The 384-nt window shown below is 68.8% G+C and carries 1 protein-coding gene; it reads left to right on the top strand.

The genetic code is table 11. The features are described 5' to 3' along the window. On the top strand, nt 1-357 hold a 357-nt coding region (locus tag G3I78_RS50750; RefSeq protein WP_164437441.1), incomplete at its 5' end, for a hypothetical protein. Nucleotides 358-384 lie beyond the last annotated feature (27 nt).

Below are 384 nucleotides of genomic sequence, written 5' to 3'. Positions count from 1 at the left end.
AGGGACCTGACCTCGTGGAGCCTGTCCATCGGGATCCCGCTGACCTACCTGCTGGTCAAGTTCGGGGACGGATATGTGTCGAAGCTCGGCGAAATGGCGGCCGAGGCGAGTGTCGAGTCCGCCGCCACCGCCGGCCGACGACTCCACGGATGGCTCCAGCAGCTACGCCTCACACGCGCAGACCGTGAGATCACGCTGGTCGTGGAGGATCCCGAAACGGAGGTGACGGTAGAGATCCCTGCCGCCCTCCCGCCGGAGGCGTGCGAGGCGCTGTGGCAGGTCGATCCCGACCGCGACGGCGGGGAAGCCCGCTACCTGACCTGGACGTCCGACAGCGGCTGGACCGCCCCCTTCTGAAACTCCGGGGCTGGTGACCGTGGCGGG

This window comes from Streptomyces sp. SID13726, assembly GCF_010548375.1.
Classification (GTDB): Bacteria; Actinomycetota; Actinomycetes; order Streptomycetales; family Streptomycetaceae; genus Streptomyces.
Note: the sequence above shows the minus strand (reverse complement) of the source record. Positions and strands in the feature narration are given on the sequence as shown.